Here is a 15,697-nt window from a genome sequence, read left to right as displayed (position 1 = left end):
GGCATTATTTGGACGGATTGTATTAATACATTTACACCGGAAAGAGTGGGGCTTAAATAAAATAAAAGATATATTTTATATGAATATACAAAGGAGCATTTAATGTAACAAGTCACCATCCATATCCAGGGCCTCGATAGTATACTCAAGGGAGGTTGGAATAGTCCTTCTGCAATCCTTGTAGCCGGTGTTGCAGGCAGCGGGAAGACCACATTTGCATTGCAGGCATTATGTGAAAGTGCAAGAGAAGGGAAAGTTTGCCTGTATGTTACTTCGGTCAACGAACCTGCCACAGTCGTGAACAACTTTGTGTCAAGGCTGAGCCATTATGATGTATCCCGGATCTCCAGAGGAAATATACATCAAATATCCCTTGACATAAGATCCCTCGATCGGGGTATATATTCCTTCATGTGGAATCATGAGGAATCCTTTGAAAAAATCAAACCTGAAATCATCGTTATTGACCCAATTACAATAATAGGATGCAGTTTATAAGAATAACCAGAAGAAGATTCTACTATGAATTTTTCAAAAGGATGAAAAATTGGAATTCACTGGTAATTGTTACCGGAGAGATGTCAGAAAAGGAAATTGAAGAAAGTACACTGGGATATGTAACAGATGGAATAATACATCTTACAAATAAGGAAAAATGCAAATATCACACTCTTGATGGCAGGAACCATATCATCCGGACTTGCGACAATAGGTGAAGCGGGCAAAAATTTGCATGCTGACAGCACTATAGCAACCGTTATGTAGCGGACAAGATACATTTAAAAAAAGGTCTCATCGTTCTCAAGAACTTCAATTCAAAGCATAAGAAAGAAATCCATGAGATTAATATTGGCGAAGATGGACTGAAAATTAAAGGAATCTTGCCCCTTACCGACATAATATCCTGAAGAGGCGGGCTTAATTTTAATATTCCTTTAACATATATAGCCTCATGAAAATTTACATAGCAGACACCGGCGTTTTCATCAATCGAATGGGTAGGGACCGCCAACTTGTTACAGTACCTGCAGTAATCGATGAAACGAAGGCAAAATACACAAGTATGGAAATGTTGATCGCCCTTGAAACCGGGGCAAAAGTTGAGCAACCAGATCCTGTATTCAGGAAAAAAATCATGGACAGGGCAGAAGGTACAGGCGATCTTGAAGAACTTTCCGGGACCGATATCGATGTGCTGGCAAAAGCTCTGGAATATGGGAAAAATGCTGTCCTCATGACAGATGATTATGCTGTGCAGAATGTGGCAAGCATGATTGGTATAAAGGTAGAACCCATATCCCAATCCAGAATAAAGGACAAAATAATCTGGGGAAAAAAATGCACCGGGTGCATGAAAAGATTTGACAGAGGCGAAGAATGCCCCATCTGTGGATCCCCCCTCAAGAAAATACGTAAAAGAAAGATATAATATTAGAAAGGATGTATAGGGAAACAAATAGCATAAAACAGCACGTGGGGATAAAATGAAAAATATAGAAGAACTTATACAAAAAGCAGTCGAACTGCAGTCCAATGGTCTTGTTACCGGCCAGATCGCAAATGAACTTAATGTTTCCAGGGATACTGTTACATGGCTTCTCATGCGGAGTAAAAGAGGTGCTGAGGCCCCTGCACCAAAGGACATCTCTGTCAACTGGAGTGCCATCGGTAAAAGCTCTTTCCGCCTGCGTTATATTTCACAGGCCCTGTGTGACATGGTGCTCGAATCCCTTGATAAAAGTGACCAGAGGGCAGACATGGTAGTGGGAATCGGATTAAGCGGTGTACCCATGGCCACCATGATTGCCGAGGAATTGGGTGTCGAATTTTCTATATTCCACGGTTATGACAGCCAGAAAGAGAGGAATAAAAACACAGGAATTTTTAGTAGAAATTTCGGGCATGTTAAAGGAAAAAACTGCATTATTGTAGATGATGTGGTCTCATCTGGCTCAACGATTACCGATGTAATTGAACAGACAAAGAAAAGCGGATCCAACCCGGTGGCAATTGCGGTCATTATTGACAAGAAAAATTCGGAAACAATCAGCGGAGTCCCTGTGAACTCACTCATCAAACTGGCAAGAGTGGATTGAAGGAGATATTATATCTCCGTATCCACTTCATACTGACCTATTTTTTCCACAAGTTTGGATAGGACTGTTTTACGCATTCCTTCCACAAATTTGATACTTCCTACAACAAGGTGCCCACCACCATTCACCCCTCCACCGACAACTTCCTCATGGAGGTTTCTGACAATTTCAGGGATATTCATCTTAACCCCGCGGGACCGTATGACTGCAAAATCCGGCCCATAGCCAATCGTAACGATGGGTTTTCCTTCATTTTTCCTGCAAATCCTGTCATGGACTTCCCCGGCGGTCTTGCCAGGAGCCGGGAATGTGAATTTGTGGGCATAATTCTCCACATCAAGCACATTCATAATAGCACCGTTGGGCAGTTTCTGTGATTTGACATTGGGCATACATGCCTCAAGTTGCTCATCCATCATAGTGCGTGCCTGCTCACACAGCAGATCTACAAGCTGTTTATGCCTGGTGGAGTCACCAAAATTGAGAAGATCGTTTACAATTCCCCTTCCACTGTTGAATTTCAACCAATAGGCTTCAAAATCAAGGGCCAAGGCAATATCCTGCAAATTTTCCAGGGAATACCTGGAAGATACAAGATCAATATACTGATAGGCCTCATCGGCCTCTGAACGATCCCCCACAGCAGCGATTGCAGGGAGATGTTTTATCTGATCAGTGACTTCAGGATTGATCATCCTTGCAACCTCTGTGGAAAGCATACCAGCGGTCTGTCCAAAGTCCCCACCCACATGAGCAGGGTTTACGTGAGCCAGCAGGTAATCATCAACTATCTTATCCGGATGATGATGGTCCACAACCACCATATCAATACCATATATCAATGCCTGTCTCATCGCGGGTACGTCTTCCTCCGTGGAACCGTTATCCACCATTACAACAAGCGGCAGTTTCTGGTTATGCCTTTCCGCATCTTCAAGAGCAAAGGAAATATCCTTTGTCACATCCATGATCTCATAAAATGGGGCTTTTGAAGGAGCACGTTTGTAGAAATAGTATTCTCCATCCTGGCCGTTGACTTCACGAATAAGAGGCAGGATTGCCTTTTCAATGGCCACACCTGCAGTCATGCCATCAGCATCAGCATGGTGGCGCAACAAGATCGGACGTGACCTTAGAATGGCTTTTTTGATAATTCGGGCAACGTCTTTCATCGCAGGACGCAGGTCTTCCAGAATCTTGCTTTTGACAAGGAATTCTATATCCGAAGGTTCTGCCCTCTGGTCAAGTATACGATCTATACGTTCCCTGACAGTCTGCTCTCTTTCATCTTTGAGCTGCTTCATGCTCTTGACTTCAAGCTGCAGATCCTCACCCCTGAGGTTGACCTCTCCTGTAAGAGAGACCACCATATCCGAATCAATGTCCGGATATGCCCGCTCCCCTGCACTTTCAAAGGCTGCACAGGGAATTACACCGCCTTCATCGGAAATTACAAAAATGGTGGGACCACCTGTTTGTTTGACCTGGAGCACCTCTCCTTCAATACGCACAAGATTACCCACATAACCCTTCAATTCAGACGAGATACGCACCGGCATTTCCTTTTCGACTTCTACGACCTTATGTTCACCGACACTTCGTGGTAGCAGGTCCATTTTCCCGTCAGAACGGATCTCATTTAGCTCTACGATCAGCCGTTCCCCGGGTTCAAGTTTGGCCTTTATGTTGCTTGAATGGATCAACCCGCGCAGATTGGAATTCAGGTTCACAAAGGCTCCGAATGATGCCAGGTTGTTTACCTCTGCGTGGTAATATTTACCTACAGAAAGCTCGTTCATGTCACAGGAGTCGTCCAGCATATGGACAACCTTTACCTCATTGCATGATTTGCATATCTCGCGTCCATCTATCAGATGGTCGATGGATTTGCCGCATAGGTCACAGCTATAAAGAAATCCTTCTCCTCCGCAGGAAGGACATGGGTCCTTTATTTCAACTTCCCCGCTACCACCGCATTTTTCACATACGGAACTGCCTTTGAGGAAGCTGTTTACATCTTTTTCTGAAAGTTCCATAATGTTAATTGATTTTGGTTTCCCGGAGCCCTTACATTCAGGACATTTCTGTATAGAGGATTCACGGGCACCAGTTCCGCCACATTCACTGCATTTTTCTTTCATTGTATCTGTGTTGCTGATTGACCTGCTTGTTTATGTAGGTTGCTGCAAAGAGAGAATTTTATTTGGCATTTTAAATTTATCTACTTACAGAGAATTACAATAGTAAGATCTCCACCTGCTCCATCCATCTAACCAATAACTTTTAGAAATATTGTTTGCAAAGTATCATAAAGGGAGAGTTTAGCATGGCATTAGAAGAATATATAATTCCTATATTAATCGTATTAGTAATAATCCTGTCCCAATCCATCAAAGTGGTAAAAGAATATGAACGAGTGGTCATCTTCAGGCTGGGCAGATTTAGCGGAGTGAAGGGTCCGGGTGTATTTTTCATAATTCCTATTATCGATACTGCGGTCAAGGTAGATCTGCGTGTCGTAACAATAGATGTCCCGAAACAGGCAGTTATCACCTATGATAACGTTACAGTGGCAGTGGATGCAGTCATCTACTACAAAGTCCTCAAACCCGAGTCAGCAGTTACAGAAGTTGAGGATTACAAGTATGCAACCGCAATGCTTGCACAAACAACCCTGCGTGATGTAGTTGGCCGAATCGAACTTGATGAAGTTCTATCTGGAAGAGAGGAGGTTAATAAGGACATACAGGAGATGCTGGATGCTTCCACCGATCCATGGGGAATCAAAGTTACCTCGGTCACCCTGAGGGATGTGAGTGTTGATGAAAAGATGCTCCGGGCCATTGCCCAGCAGGCTGAGGCCGAACGTGAGAAACGGTCCCGTATTATCCTTTCAGATGGAGAGTACAAGGCTGCCCAGAAATTGCTTGACGCCGCCAGGCTCTATCAGGAAGTCCCAACTACAATAAAACTGAGGGAGTTGCAGACAATAGCCGAAGTTGCCAGAGAAGGCAACACGATTGTAGTCACCAACACCTCTGACAGTGGGGATATAGCGGCCCTGACCGAAGCATTCACTGCAAAGAACAAATGAGGGTGATCCATGAGGATCAAAACCCTTTCCCTATTTCTTTTTGCATTTTTACTATTGATATCAGCCGCATCAACTGCCAGCTGTGAAAAAGTACTGATACTTGAGATGTCAGATTCCATCACAACGGTATCCGATGATATGGTAAACAATGCACTGGCAATTGCTGAAAGCGAGGATTATGAGGCACTTGTAATTACCCTGAATACCCCTGGAGGAGGTCTGCAGGAAACCCTCAACATAATAGAAAGCATTGATGCCTCACCTGTGCCTGTAATCGGCTACGTATATCCAGAAGGAACAAAAGCATGGTCTGCCGGCACACTGATCCTTATCAGCACCGATATCGCTGCCATGACACCATTCACTGTGATTGGTTCGGCCCAGCCTGTACAGGCATCGCCTGCCGGTGGCTCAGAGCCCATCAACGATTCTAAGACAATAAATGCCATCGTTGCCCTATCCAAGGAAAAAGCAAGCAAGCATGACAGGAATGTGACCGCTGCGGAGTTATTTATCACTGAAAATCTCAACCTAAACGCTGAGGAAGCAAAAAACAACAATGTTGTCGAGTATATAGCAGAAGATATCCCCGATCTGCTTGAACAGGTGGACGGAGAAACTATCAAGAACAGGCAACTCAACACCTCTGGTGCGAATATTGTCAATTATGAGCCAGGCCTGAACCTGTACCTCATGAACATAATTTCCAATCCCATTATTTCTTCCCTGCTGCTAATGATAGGCATTTATGCCATTGTCCTGGGAATTTCCAGCCCGGGAGCAGGTGCGGAAATTTTCGGTGCAATTCTTATAGCTCTGGGCCTGATTGGAATGGGTTTTGATGTCAATGTAGCAGCACTGTTTTTGATTGGTGTGGGGGTGGTCCTGCTTATTCTCGAATTGCAGGCGCCGGGATTTGGCATATTCGGTATTGCAGGGATTGTGTGCCTGATAGCAGGCAGTATATTCCTGATACCCATGGATTTCCCTCGCTGGTATACACCGGCAGACGTACAGAGGAGTATGATGTTCTATATTGTTATACCCACAATAATAATCGGACTATTCTTTGCCTTTGCAATATACAAAGTAGTACAGGCCAAGGGACGCAAGCCAATTATTGGTGAAGAAATGAACGGTGAAATTGCCGAGGCTATAGATCCAATATCCGAAGGGAGCCCGGGTTATGTACGATATAGCGGAGAATACTGGAAAGCCCGCTCTGAAGACACCATCAACCCGGAAGAAAAAGTGGAAATACTGGAAAAAGACGGACCCGTACTCATTGTACGTAAGTTTAAGGGGAAGTAATCACTGCTTCCCCAACATCTCCACAATATGTCTCTTTTTGGATATAGCCTCTTCAGCCGCCCGGTCAATCGCTTTGCACATTGCTTCGAAATCATCGGGAGTTGTATCTCCGACCATCTTCTTAATTGGTGTATAGGCAGATTCACGGAAACGTGGCGTGAAGTCCCGGCGCTGGCCGTCAATCACAAGCTCGGCACCTTGTCCTTTTTCAACATAACCAACTGTTGCAATATCGACACCGGCATTTTGAACGGTTTCAAGAATTTCCTGCTCGTGTTCAGGAGGGACTATCAAGAGAAGGGAGTCCAGTGATACACCCAGATAATCTATATTGAGGCTTTCAAGCATACCTAAGACCCGGGGATTTACGAGCCCACGCATATTTTCCTCTTCAAAGACGAGCTTGACTCCTGCAGTCCTTGAGATTTCCTTGGCATCACCGCGTACCCCTCCGTTGGTAACATCGGTCATGGCATGTACTTTTTTATCCAGGTCTTTTTCAAGGAGTGCCTCGCATGCCTGGAGGAATTTGATATTGATGGTCTCATCCACCACATCATGCATCCCGTAATAGAGAGCGGTTGTGGAAATAGTTCCGCCGCCTGCACCTTCGGTCATGAGAATCACATCCCCGATATCGGCCCTCTCCCTTGCAGTCATCGCGGAAGCGACACCCACAGCACCGACACCACCGGTCATTCGATCTCCGATTACCATATCCCCTCCAATACGCAGGGTACTTCCGGTCACAAGAGGGATGTCTGTAAGTTCCGATACTGCAGTGATACCTGCGACATGGTCGAATATCTTTGCTACATCCCCGTCATCGGCCACATGGATATCCGAAAGCAGGGCAAGGGGCCTGGAACCCATTACATAAACATCCCTCAAAGAAGCCCGGGCTACATGGAAACCTGCAAGGAAAGGAAAATCACTCAATCTGGAATGAATGCCATCGATTGTGACTATGAGGAAATCCCCTCCTTCCATCTGCACAGCTCCGGAATCATCCAGATGGGTGCTGTCTACTGCAGCTTTGGTGCTACCTATTACCTCAGCAATTTTTTCATGGGCATAGAAATCGCCTGTGCCCCTGGAACCTACCCCGAACTGACCCATAGTTACGCCTGAAGTGATCGGGGATAGTACATCTCCCTTTACATCCAGGGTTGCTCTGGCTTCTTCAATGGCTGCTTTTGCCAGTGCAATAGCATGTTGTCTGTCGGTGTTCTTTATTTCCATAATACGTTCTGCGAGTTTTTCGGCAATTCCATCTTCTCCACGAAGCAGGGCATGCCTGGCATAGCCTTCAATATCCATGATTAATCCTCAGCACATTTTAACAAAGTTACTCAACATCCTCAACCCTACTTCACCGCTTTTCTCCGGATGGAACTGGGTTCCTATTACATTACCTCTCTCGTTAACAACGGATGCCGCAAACTCCACACCATACTCGCAGGAAGCAAGAGTATGATCATCATCCGTACTCACATAATAGGAATGCACAAAATAGACATAGGAATCATTCTCAATGCCCTCATAGATAGGATGTTGCTGTGTTATATGAAGAGAATTCCATCCCATATGTGGAACTTTAAGTTTACTGTGGGGAAAACGAACAACATTACCGGGAATGAACCCCAGCCCATCCCGCATACCTCCTTCCTCGGAATTTGTCATAAGCATCTGGTGACCCAGACAAATGCCAAGCAGGGGTTTGCCTGATTCAACATAATCATAAAGAACATCCAGGAAAGGCTCAATGTTGCGCATGGCATCACTGAACGCCCCTACTCCGGGCAACACGACCCCATCACTGTTCTCGATATCTTCCGGGTCTATAGAGATATTTACAGAAGCTTTGGCATGTTCCAGCCCTTTCCGGACACTCCTGAGATTGCCAAGGCCATAATCAATGATTGTTATTTGTTTCATGTCAGATAAAAAAGGGTTTTGATACATCAATGTATCGAACAATGCTCACCAGCATAACCCCTCATACTCCACATCATCCAGTTCTTCAGGATTGAGAAGATAGCGACCGTCTATCAGGAGTTTCCTGTCCATCGAATCAAATTCAGTGTTAAGTTTTCTGAACTCATCCCATTCAGTCATCAGCAGGCAAGCATGTGCACCCTCAAGAGTTTCCTGTGCACTGGATGCATAGGTGATGTCGGGAAAGACTTTTTTCATGTTATCAGAGGCAAGAGGATCATAGGCATGGATATCCGCTCCTTTTTCCAGCAATTTCCTGATAACGGGAATCGAGCGGGAATGACGTATATCATCAGTATCGTTCTTGAAAGCCAGACCCAGCACGGCAATCCTTTTATTTTTGATATCCGGTAGTTTATCCTCGAGAATCTCAACCATCTGGAGAGGTTGCAGTTCATTTACTTCGATTACTGATTCCAGCAGGGATGGATAATAATCCAGGTCCTTTGCACTTCCAATCAGGGCACGGACATCCTTGGGGAAACATGAACCGCCAAACCCCGCCCCACTGTTCAGGAAAGCCGGATTGATACGGAAATCCCTGCCTACAGCATCCATTACCTGATAGGTATCAATACCCAGGCGTTTACAGATGTTGCCCACCTCATTGGCAAAAGATATCTTGGTGGCCAGAAAAGCATTATTCACGTACTTGATCATTTCTGCTGTACGTATATTTACGCTGGTAACCTCACAATCAATATCCCTGTAAAGACCGGATACCAGGGAATCGGAACGTCTGTCAAGGGAGCCTACCACTATTTTATCGGGATTCAGGAAATCATGAACAGCACGGCCTTCACGCAGGAATTCGGGATTCATGGCAAGCCCGAGAGTATCTCCCGCCTTATGTCCGGAATAGTCCTCCAGAATGGAACGAACTACCCCTTCTGTTGTACCGGGTACAACCGTACTTTTCACCACTACGGTATGATAAGCATTTTTGGAAGCAATTGATTCCCCAAGACTCTTACTTGCAGCGGCGACTATCGAAAGGTCAATCTCACCGTTATCTGAGGAAGGGGTGCCCACACAAATAAAAGATATATCCGAGTTCTGTACAGCATAATCATAATCAGAAGTGGCGATCAGGCGTTTGCCCACATGTTTGTTCATAAGGTCTTCCAACCCCTCTTCCCAGACAGGGGGATAACCATCATTGAGTTGCCTTACCCTTTCTTCATCAATGTCTATACAGATGACTTCGTGACCCAGTTCGGCAAAACAGGCTGCTGTAACCGAACCCACATAACCTGAACCTATAATAGAGACTTTCATAACAATAACTCCCGGCTGTGTAAATTGTTGATAATTATATATTAGGATGATGGTTTGCCGGGTAAAAAAGACACGAAGGAAACATCAGAATAAAAGGATTGGGTCATATCAAAAAGGGATATGTAACCCGAAGGGTTAAACACCGTATATTCAGAAATATAACAATTGAATTTATAGTGTTTTTATTAATACAGGGTAACCCTCATCGATCCCATCAACAATCTCATCGGCAATCGGTGAACCTTTACGCACCTTGATATCACCGTGCCTGCTTACGGTTGCAGTGAAAAGATATTGCTCACCGACAAAAACCTCCACATCAGTCTTGGCCAGCTCCGGAGCTGAAAGGACAACGTGTTTCTTCGTATGTTCGACAACGGGCCTGACTTCCATAGGGGATTCTTTTTTGGACGAACCGTCAAACTGGCGTACATCGATGTGTACCCCCAGCATTTTTTCAATGCGATCAATCACAGAACCTCCCTTTCCTATTACCTTTGGGACATCATGTTCAAAGACCTTGACAACAGCCTTACTATCATTTATCATTTCCACTTCTACCGGACCACTGGCATAATTTTCCACAACCTCACGTATTTCACCTTCGGCCAGGTTCCAGGCAGGTTTCTTGAATTCCAGGGCAACAGGCATCACAACTACCTGCTCACCATAGGTGTAAATCTCATATTCGACTTTGCCTGTTTCAAAATCCGACACTGTGATTACCGGTCTTGCAAGATCAGCTTCGGTCATACCAGAAGGAACCTTTACAGTGAAATCCAGTATCTGGACCTTTGCAACTTCTCCTTTTTCAATAAATACAACTGTATCCACTACCTGCGGAATCACGCCCAGCTCAACCCTTCCTATCAGACGCTGTACGGCATCTACTGCCCTGTTGGCATGTACTACACCGACCATGCCAACCCCAGCAAGCCTCATGTCAGCAAAAATACCGAAATCCCGACTTTTTCTTACCTCATCATAAATCGTATAATCCGGCCTCACAAGCAAGAGGACATCTGCCGTATTGGCCATATCATCGTCCAGCGGAGCATACTGGGTAATCTCACGAGGCACCTGAAGATCCCGGGGAGATTCCATAGTCTTTACAACATAACCACTTTCATGCAAATATATAGCAAGCCCGGCTGCAAAAGTTGATTTTCCCGCACCGGGAGGGCCTGAGATCAGGACGCCTCTCTGCATATCCACACGTTTCTTAAGCTTCTCACTGAGCCTGTACTCATCGAATTTCACAGAAGCTACCGGACGCACAGCGGTAATTTCAATATCATCCGAGAAGGGTGTCTGGGAAATAGCAATCCTCATATTGCGAATCTGCAGAACGGAAGCTCCTCCCGTAGACATTTCAATGAAAGATTCATTGTCAGCCCGGGCTCTCTCCAGAAGTTCTCTGGACATTTGATGCAGTTCACCATAGCTGCAGGGTTCATCACGGATTTTTTCAAATCTCACGTCCCCAATACTGCCTCTTTTGCCCATCGGGGATACTTTGTTTTTCAGGTGTACCGACATCGTGTCATCAGTGAAGAAACTCTCTATGTGCAGAGGAATAAACTCAGCCGATGGTGGATGAATGTACTCCACCTCCAACCCCCTGGCACGACCAAAATCCGCCTGGAGCCTGTCCCCCGTAACAAAAAGCGCATCAAAATCCTCTGCAGTTGATCGTATAAGGGCATCTATTTCCCCCCCCTTTGCAAGTTGCACTTGCTCAAGATTGGGGCGCTCTCCCACAAAATCAAGCTCTATAAGACCTTCCTGTTCAAACTGGTTAAGCTGATTAAGCTCTTCCAACCCCTTTTGCCCGATCTCAAGCCCCCTGTTAGCCTGGGCTTCCAGTTCGGCCACTACAGCTTCGGGAATCAGTATCTTTGATCCCCTGTACTCTCCCTCCTTCACCTTTTGGGAAATACGACCATCTATAACTACGCTTGTATCGGGTACGATCTTCAGAGCTTTAGGATTATCCATAATTATTGCTATGATACGAAGATATTTAATTTAATTGCATCATAAGTACGGATCAGTAGACATCATCGGGATCAAAGACCTTTTTACCCACTATATCTCCAGTAATATTCCTGTAAAAGCATGACCTGTAACCCACATGACATGCACCCCCATCCTGCCTTACTTTCAAAAGCAGGGTGTCCATATCACAATCCACAAGAATGTCCTTTACATGTTGAATGTTCCCGGAACTCTCCCCCTTTTTCCACAACTTCCCACGACTGCGGCTCCAGTAGTGTGCAATACCGCTATCAAGGGTTTTTTTAAGAGATTCACGATTCATGTATGCAAACATCAATACATCCCCGTTCTCATGATCCTGCACAATTGCCGGAATAAGGTTATCTTTGAATTTCAGGTCATCTAAAGTTATCATCGAATCACCGTAAATAAAACTATAACTATAAAAACTAAGAGGAATGAATATATAAAAAGATTGGAGATTTAAATTTATAATTAATATTGGGTGATTACATGGATTACGCTTTTAATGAAAACAGGGCACAAAAATTACGTACAGGAATGCTGGGACTTGATGTGCAACTGGGGGGAGGAGTGCCCGGGGGAAGTACGATTCTTTTACTTGCAGAACCCGGAGCCAGCTCTGAAATATTTGCCCAGCAGTTTGCTTATGGGGGGCTAACTGATGAGGAAAATGTTTATTACCTGACATCAGAACAACCGGTCTCCGAAATAACCTCTGAAATGAAAATTTTTGGATGGAACATAGAAGATTACATTGAAAGCGGAACTATGAATTTCGTAGACACCTACAGCCTTCGCTTTTATAATGTTCTCCCAAAATCATATTCAGAATCCCTTTCTGCGAAAGATTTCATAAAACAAGATACCGATCCTATGAATCTTCTCAAAGCAACTGCTACACAAGAGAGAAAAGAAAAATACAGGGGAATTATAGATTCCATATCTTATTTCCTGCGAGCTTATGAGCTTAATAATGTAGTAGATACAATTGAGATAATATCATCTGTAGGAAAAGCTACAGGTGCCGTCCATCTAATAATAATGACCGCTGGCATGCATGACAATATAGTTGAAAATAATCTGAAAAATGTCTGTGACGGTGTCATTGAATTCAGAATGCGGAAAAGGGGAAGCGAGATAGAAAGATCCATATTGATTCGCAAGATGAGAGGTATGATCCCCTTAAACCGGACGATTCCCTACAATGTAACCGAGAAGGGAATTGAACTTGAAACTACTACCGGGGCACTTAATAATTAATAATATAAATTGGTGGAAATATGAAACAAAACGTTACACAAATATTGAAGGACATTTTCACATCATCTGGATACAGGATAGTGGACTCCAGTATCGCTGACTTAATCGCAGAAAAAGATGAAAAAAAAATGTACATAAAATTCAGCAATCTCCTGAATACATCATATATTGAAGATTTTGCATACAACATCCGCGATGGGGCCGGCCTTATAGTAACACCAGGAAATGCTCCTGAGGAACAAATTGAATATGCAAAGAAAAAGGGGGTTATTGTATGGGACAGGGAAGAACTTGCATACCAGATCGGTAACGCTGTGCTGGCAGACATCGAGGGGGAAAGTATTGAACTGGGAAAACAAAGTGCCCCTGTAGAAAAAGCCACGGAAGAATATATCATCGCTGATGACAAGAAAAAGAAACCAAATGTGTTTACTGGCACCAAGAATGAAGTGGAAAATAGAACAATTGAAAGCAAACCTGAAGTGAAATCTGATGTTGAAACAATACCTTCAGTTGAAAACAAGGTGATCGACCTGCGCAGTGCCCCTGTGAATATTACCGGAGAGCGTGCGATCTCAATTGCAAAACCACATCAAAGAGATGTCACAAATGCGGCACTCAAGTTTGTACCTTTGTGGAAATATACTTATGAGATTCAGGCACAGAGACAATTCAGATCCAAGATAATAGACATAGAAGGCGATGGAGAGGGGTACTTTAACTCAATGAATGAAATTTTTGAGGATTTAGAGCTGCCTGAAATAAGTAATCAGACAGAGGTAGAAGTCAACGACTATGAGGTCAAAGCCCCAATTGTTACAAAAGAAGAGGCCACCAAAGCCATCTTTGAAAGAATAATTGATCAGTACACCAGGGATGTCAAATTCGATAACACTATAGGTGAAGCTATAATTTCCGAACACAAACGGATTTCTCCTTCCAAAAAAGAGATTGAGATGAAAATTGAGATGGTGTATTTGCCCGTATGGGAAGCAAAGGGTAAAAGGAATTCGGTGGATATAAACGCTACTAATGGGGAAGTATTGTTGAATCCGGTCGATAATGATGTGGAAATAATGTAAATCGTTCCTATTTGAGCGAACAATATTTATAGGAAAAATTTATATATATAACCCAATGCTAATGGTAACCATAGCGAACCCTTAAAGGAGAAAACACATGATAGAGATAACAGAAAAAGCAGCAACAGAACTTACAACCCTGATGGAATCGGAAGACAAGAAAGACCACGCATTGAGAATTTTTGTCGCAGGGATGGGTTGCAGTGGTGTACAGTACGGTATGGCACTTGACAATGAAACCAAAGAAGATGATGTTACTGTCACCGACAAAGAAATCAAGATCGTGATGGCAAATGACATCAATGAAGAACTTTCCGAAGCCACAGTCGACTTCATAGAAACCCCTCAAGGCAATGGATTTGTCATCGACAATCCCAGTGAAATGAGTGGATGCAGTTCATGCGGCAGTGGCTGCCACTAATTTATATATAACTGCAAGTAATAGACATCATCCTTTAAAGGAGATATGATATATGATTCCAGGAATGGGCGGCAAGGGTATGAACCCAAAAAAGATGAAACAGATGATGAAACAGATGGGAATTAGTGTAGATGAAATTTCCGATGTGGAGCAGGTAATCATCCGTACCCCTGACAAAGATATTGTATTCAATGATGCAAACGTAAGCATAATGAATGCACAGGGAGTCGACACATACCAGATCGTCGGCACTCCTGAGGAAGTAGCAAGGGAAGTTGAAATCCCAGAGGATGATGTCAGACTTGTTACCGAACAAACAGGTGTGTCTGAAGAAAAAGCAAAAGAAACTCTCAAAAATGCCAACGGCGACTTGGCCGAAGCAATTATGCAGCTGTCCTCCTAAAAAAGGAGGGCAGTCTTCCGATTTTAGGATTTTTCAAGCTCTTTTTCCTTAACGATCATATGATACTCCCCTATGGAGTATTGATAATAAAAAGCTCTTTTTACAACTTCACTCAGGGAAGGATGTATATCCATTGAATGTACAAGCGGATGAGTCTGGGGGCCATCCACATACATCAAGGGAATTATCTGATGTATAAGTACGGATACCTGAAGCCCTATAATGTGAATCCCAAGGATTTGTTGAGAATTGTCCTCAATAATTACTTTCACGAAAGTTACACAGTAAAACCTACTGGATAGGCAACAGATCCTACCTACATTACTGCCAGTTCCGTTTATTCATTTCATCAGAAGATATAGAAACTATTTTATGGACATAATCTTTCATCTCATTCAACAGTCCACTATCTGCATTATAAACAAAAATAATTGATGATATTGTCACGAAACTACCCCTAGTTTAAAGATAGTTCTATATCCAATCTATCTAAATCCTCTTCCTCTAATCTTCCCTTCAGCATCAGGCTGTAATAAAATTGGAGATTTGGTATTGATTTATCTAGCGAGTTGATAGTAGGAGGAAAGATATTGCAGATAGCATAATTAAGAAAAAATATAGAGAATTAGTAAAAGTCAATAAGTTGAGTCAGCAGCGATGCATAGTTCCCAAAGGCTCTCGCACTTTAGTACAGTATACAACGCTGGCAGGCTTATCTTCTGTGTTCGGGAT

General features: G+C 43.7%; 17 protein-coding genes and 1 rRNA gene. 10 read left to right on the top strand and 8 right to left on the bottom strand.

Translation table 11 applies throughout. The features are described 5' to 3' along the window. Positions 1-117 precede the first annotated feature (117 nt). The 4 genes from CI957_RS11275 to CI957_RS09700 all read left to right on the top strand — a co-directional run bounded on the left by CI957_RS11275 (position 118) and on the right by CI957_RS09700 (position 2,096). Positions 118-498: a gas vesicle protein GvpD gene (locus CI957_RS11275; RefSeq protein ID WP_105460232.1), complete on the top strand. Its 381-nt coding sequence runs from the start codon at positions 118-120 to the stop codon at positions 496-498. A 41-nt stretch (positions 499-539) separates the two neighbouring features. Beyond that, a complete protein-coding gene (locus CI957_RS09710) occupies positions 540-716 on the top strand; it encodes a hypothetical protein (protein ID WP_164909090.1) in 177 nt (58 codons plus the stop codon). A 236-nt stretch (positions 717-952) separates the two neighbouring features. Beyond that, a complete protein-coding gene (locus CI957_RS09705; protein ID WP_128754757.1) occupies positions 953-1,429 on the top strand; it encodes an NOB1 family endonuclease in 477 nt (158 codons plus the stop codon). 55 nt (positions 1,430-1,484) lie between these two features. Next, positions 1,485-2,096 carry an orotate phosphoribosyltransferase-like protein gene (locus CI957_RS09700; protein WP_096712127.1) on the top strand — a complete coding sequence of 204 codons (612 nt, stop codon included), beginning with the start codon at positions 1,485-1,487 and terminating at the stop codon, positions 2,094-2,096. 8 nt (positions 2,097-2,104) lie between these two features. On the opposite strand, the gene CI957_RS09695 is transcribed toward CI957_RS09700, so the two are convergent. Then, positions 2,105-4,237 carry a DHH family phosphoesterase gene (locus CI957_RS09695; RefSeq protein WP_128754756.1) on the bottom strand — a complete coding sequence of 711 codons (2,133 nt, stop codon included), beginning with the start codon at positions 4,235-4,237 and terminating at the stop codon, positions 2,105-2,107. Between the two features lie 185 nt (positions 4,238-4,422). Here CI957_RS09695 and CI957_RS09690 point away from each other — a divergent pair, with 185 nt between their 5' ends. Continuing rightward, positions 4,423-5,190, top strand: a complete 768-nt coding sequence (locus tag CI957_RS09690) for a slipin family protein (protein WP_096712129.1) — start codon at positions 4,423-4,425, stop codon at positions 5,188-5,190. A gap of 9 nt (positions 5,191-5,199) precedes the next feature. Then, positions 5,200-6,501 carry a nodulation protein NfeD gene (locus CI957_RS09685; RefSeq protein WP_096712130.1) on the top strand — a complete coding sequence of 434 codons (1,302 nt, stop codon included), beginning with the start codon at positions 5,200-5,202 and terminating at the stop codon, positions 6,499-6,501. Here the strand turns inward: CI957_RS09685 and CI957_RS09680 are convergent, their stop codons facing one another. The 5 genes from CI957_RS09680 to hisI form a co-directional block, all read right to left on the bottom strand. Beyond that, positions 6,502-7,821, bottom strand: coding sequence for an AIR synthase-related protein (locus tag CI957_RS09680; RefSeq protein WP_128754755.1), 1,320 nt, complete (start codon positions 7,819-7,821; stop codon positions 6,502-6,504). It lies immediately after the preceding gene. A 9-nt stretch (positions 7,822-7,830) separates the two neighbouring features. Further along, positions 7,831-8,439 (bottom strand): imidazole glycerol phosphate synthase subunit HisH, encoded by a 609-nt coding sequence (gene hisH / locus CI957_RS09675; RefSeq protein WP_105460366.1) that lies wholly within the window; start codon positions 8,437-8,439, stop codon positions 7,831-7,833. Between the two features lie 45 nt (positions 8,440-8,484). Continuing rightward, complete coding sequence (locus CI957_RS09670) at positions 8,485-9,777, bottom strand: UDP-glucose/GDP-mannose dehydrogenase family protein (protein ID WP_105460226.1); 1,293 nt, start codon at positions 9,775-9,777, stop codon at positions 8,485-8,487. Positions 9,778-9,948: 171 nt separating this feature from the next. Further along, positions 9,949-11,775 (bottom strand): PINc/VapC family ATPase, encoded by a 1,827-nt coding sequence (locus tag CI957_RS09665; protein WP_105460225.1) that lies wholly within the window; start codon positions 11,773-11,775, stop codon positions 9,949-9,951. A gap of 52 nt (positions 11,776-11,827) precedes the next feature. Beyond that, positions 11,828-12,190, bottom strand: a complete 363-nt coding sequence (gene hisI, locus CI957_RS09660) for a phosphoribosyl-AMP cyclohydrolase (protein ID WP_105460224.1) — start codon at positions 12,188-12,190, stop codon at positions 11,828-11,830. 98 nt (positions 12,191-12,288) lie between these two features. Between hisI and CI957_RS09655 the strand changes: the two genes are divergently transcribed. From CI957_RS09655 to CI957_RS09640, 4 genes are all read left to right on the top strand, one after another. Then, positions 12,289-13,059, top strand: coding sequence for an RAD55 family ATPase (locus tag CI957_RS09655; RefSeq protein ID WP_128754754.1), 771 nt, complete (start codon positions 12,289-12,291; stop codon positions 13,057-13,059). A gap of 20 nt (positions 13,060-13,079) precedes the next feature. Further along, positions 13,080-14,141: a hypothetical protein gene (locus CI957_RS09650; protein ID WP_105460222.1), complete on the top strand. Its 1,062-nt coding sequence runs from the start codon at positions 13,080-13,082 to the stop codon at positions 14,139-14,141. Between the two features lie 97 nt (positions 14,142-14,238). Then, positions 14,239-14,562 (top strand): iron-sulfur cluster assembly accessory protein, encoded by a 324-nt coding sequence (locus tag CI957_RS09645; RefSeq protein WP_105460221.1) that lies wholly within the window; start codon positions 14,239-14,241, stop codon positions 14,560-14,562. A 52-nt stretch (positions 14,563-14,614) separates the two neighbouring features. Further along, entirely contained in the window at positions 14,615-14,965 is a 351-nt protein-coding gene (locus CI957_RS09640) for a nascent polypeptide-associated complex protein (RefSeq protein ID WP_105460220.1), read from the top strand. Between the two features lie 23 nt (positions 14,966-14,988). On the opposite strand, the gene CI957_RS09635 is transcribed toward CI957_RS09640, so the two are convergent. Further along, the gene (locus tag CI957_RS09635) at positions 14,989-15,237 is read right to left on the bottom strand and encodes a hypothetical protein (RefSeq protein ID WP_241646078.1); all 249 of its coding nucleotides are present in this window, start codon (positions 15,235-15,237) and stop codon (positions 14,989-14,991) included. A gap of 374 nt (positions 15,238-15,611) precedes the next feature. Next, positions 15,612-15,697 (bottom strand): 5S ribosomal RNA (gene rrf, locus CI957_RS09630); the annotation flags it as partial.

The sequence above is a fragment of the Methanohalophilus sp. WG1-DM genome (assembly GCF_004104135.1).
GTDB classification, from domain to species: domain Archaea; phylum Halobacteriota; class Methanosarcinia; order Methanosarcinales; family Methanosarcinaceae; genus Methanohalophilus; species Methanohalophilus euhalobius.
This window is presented reverse-complemented; position numbering and strand designations above follow the sequence as displayed.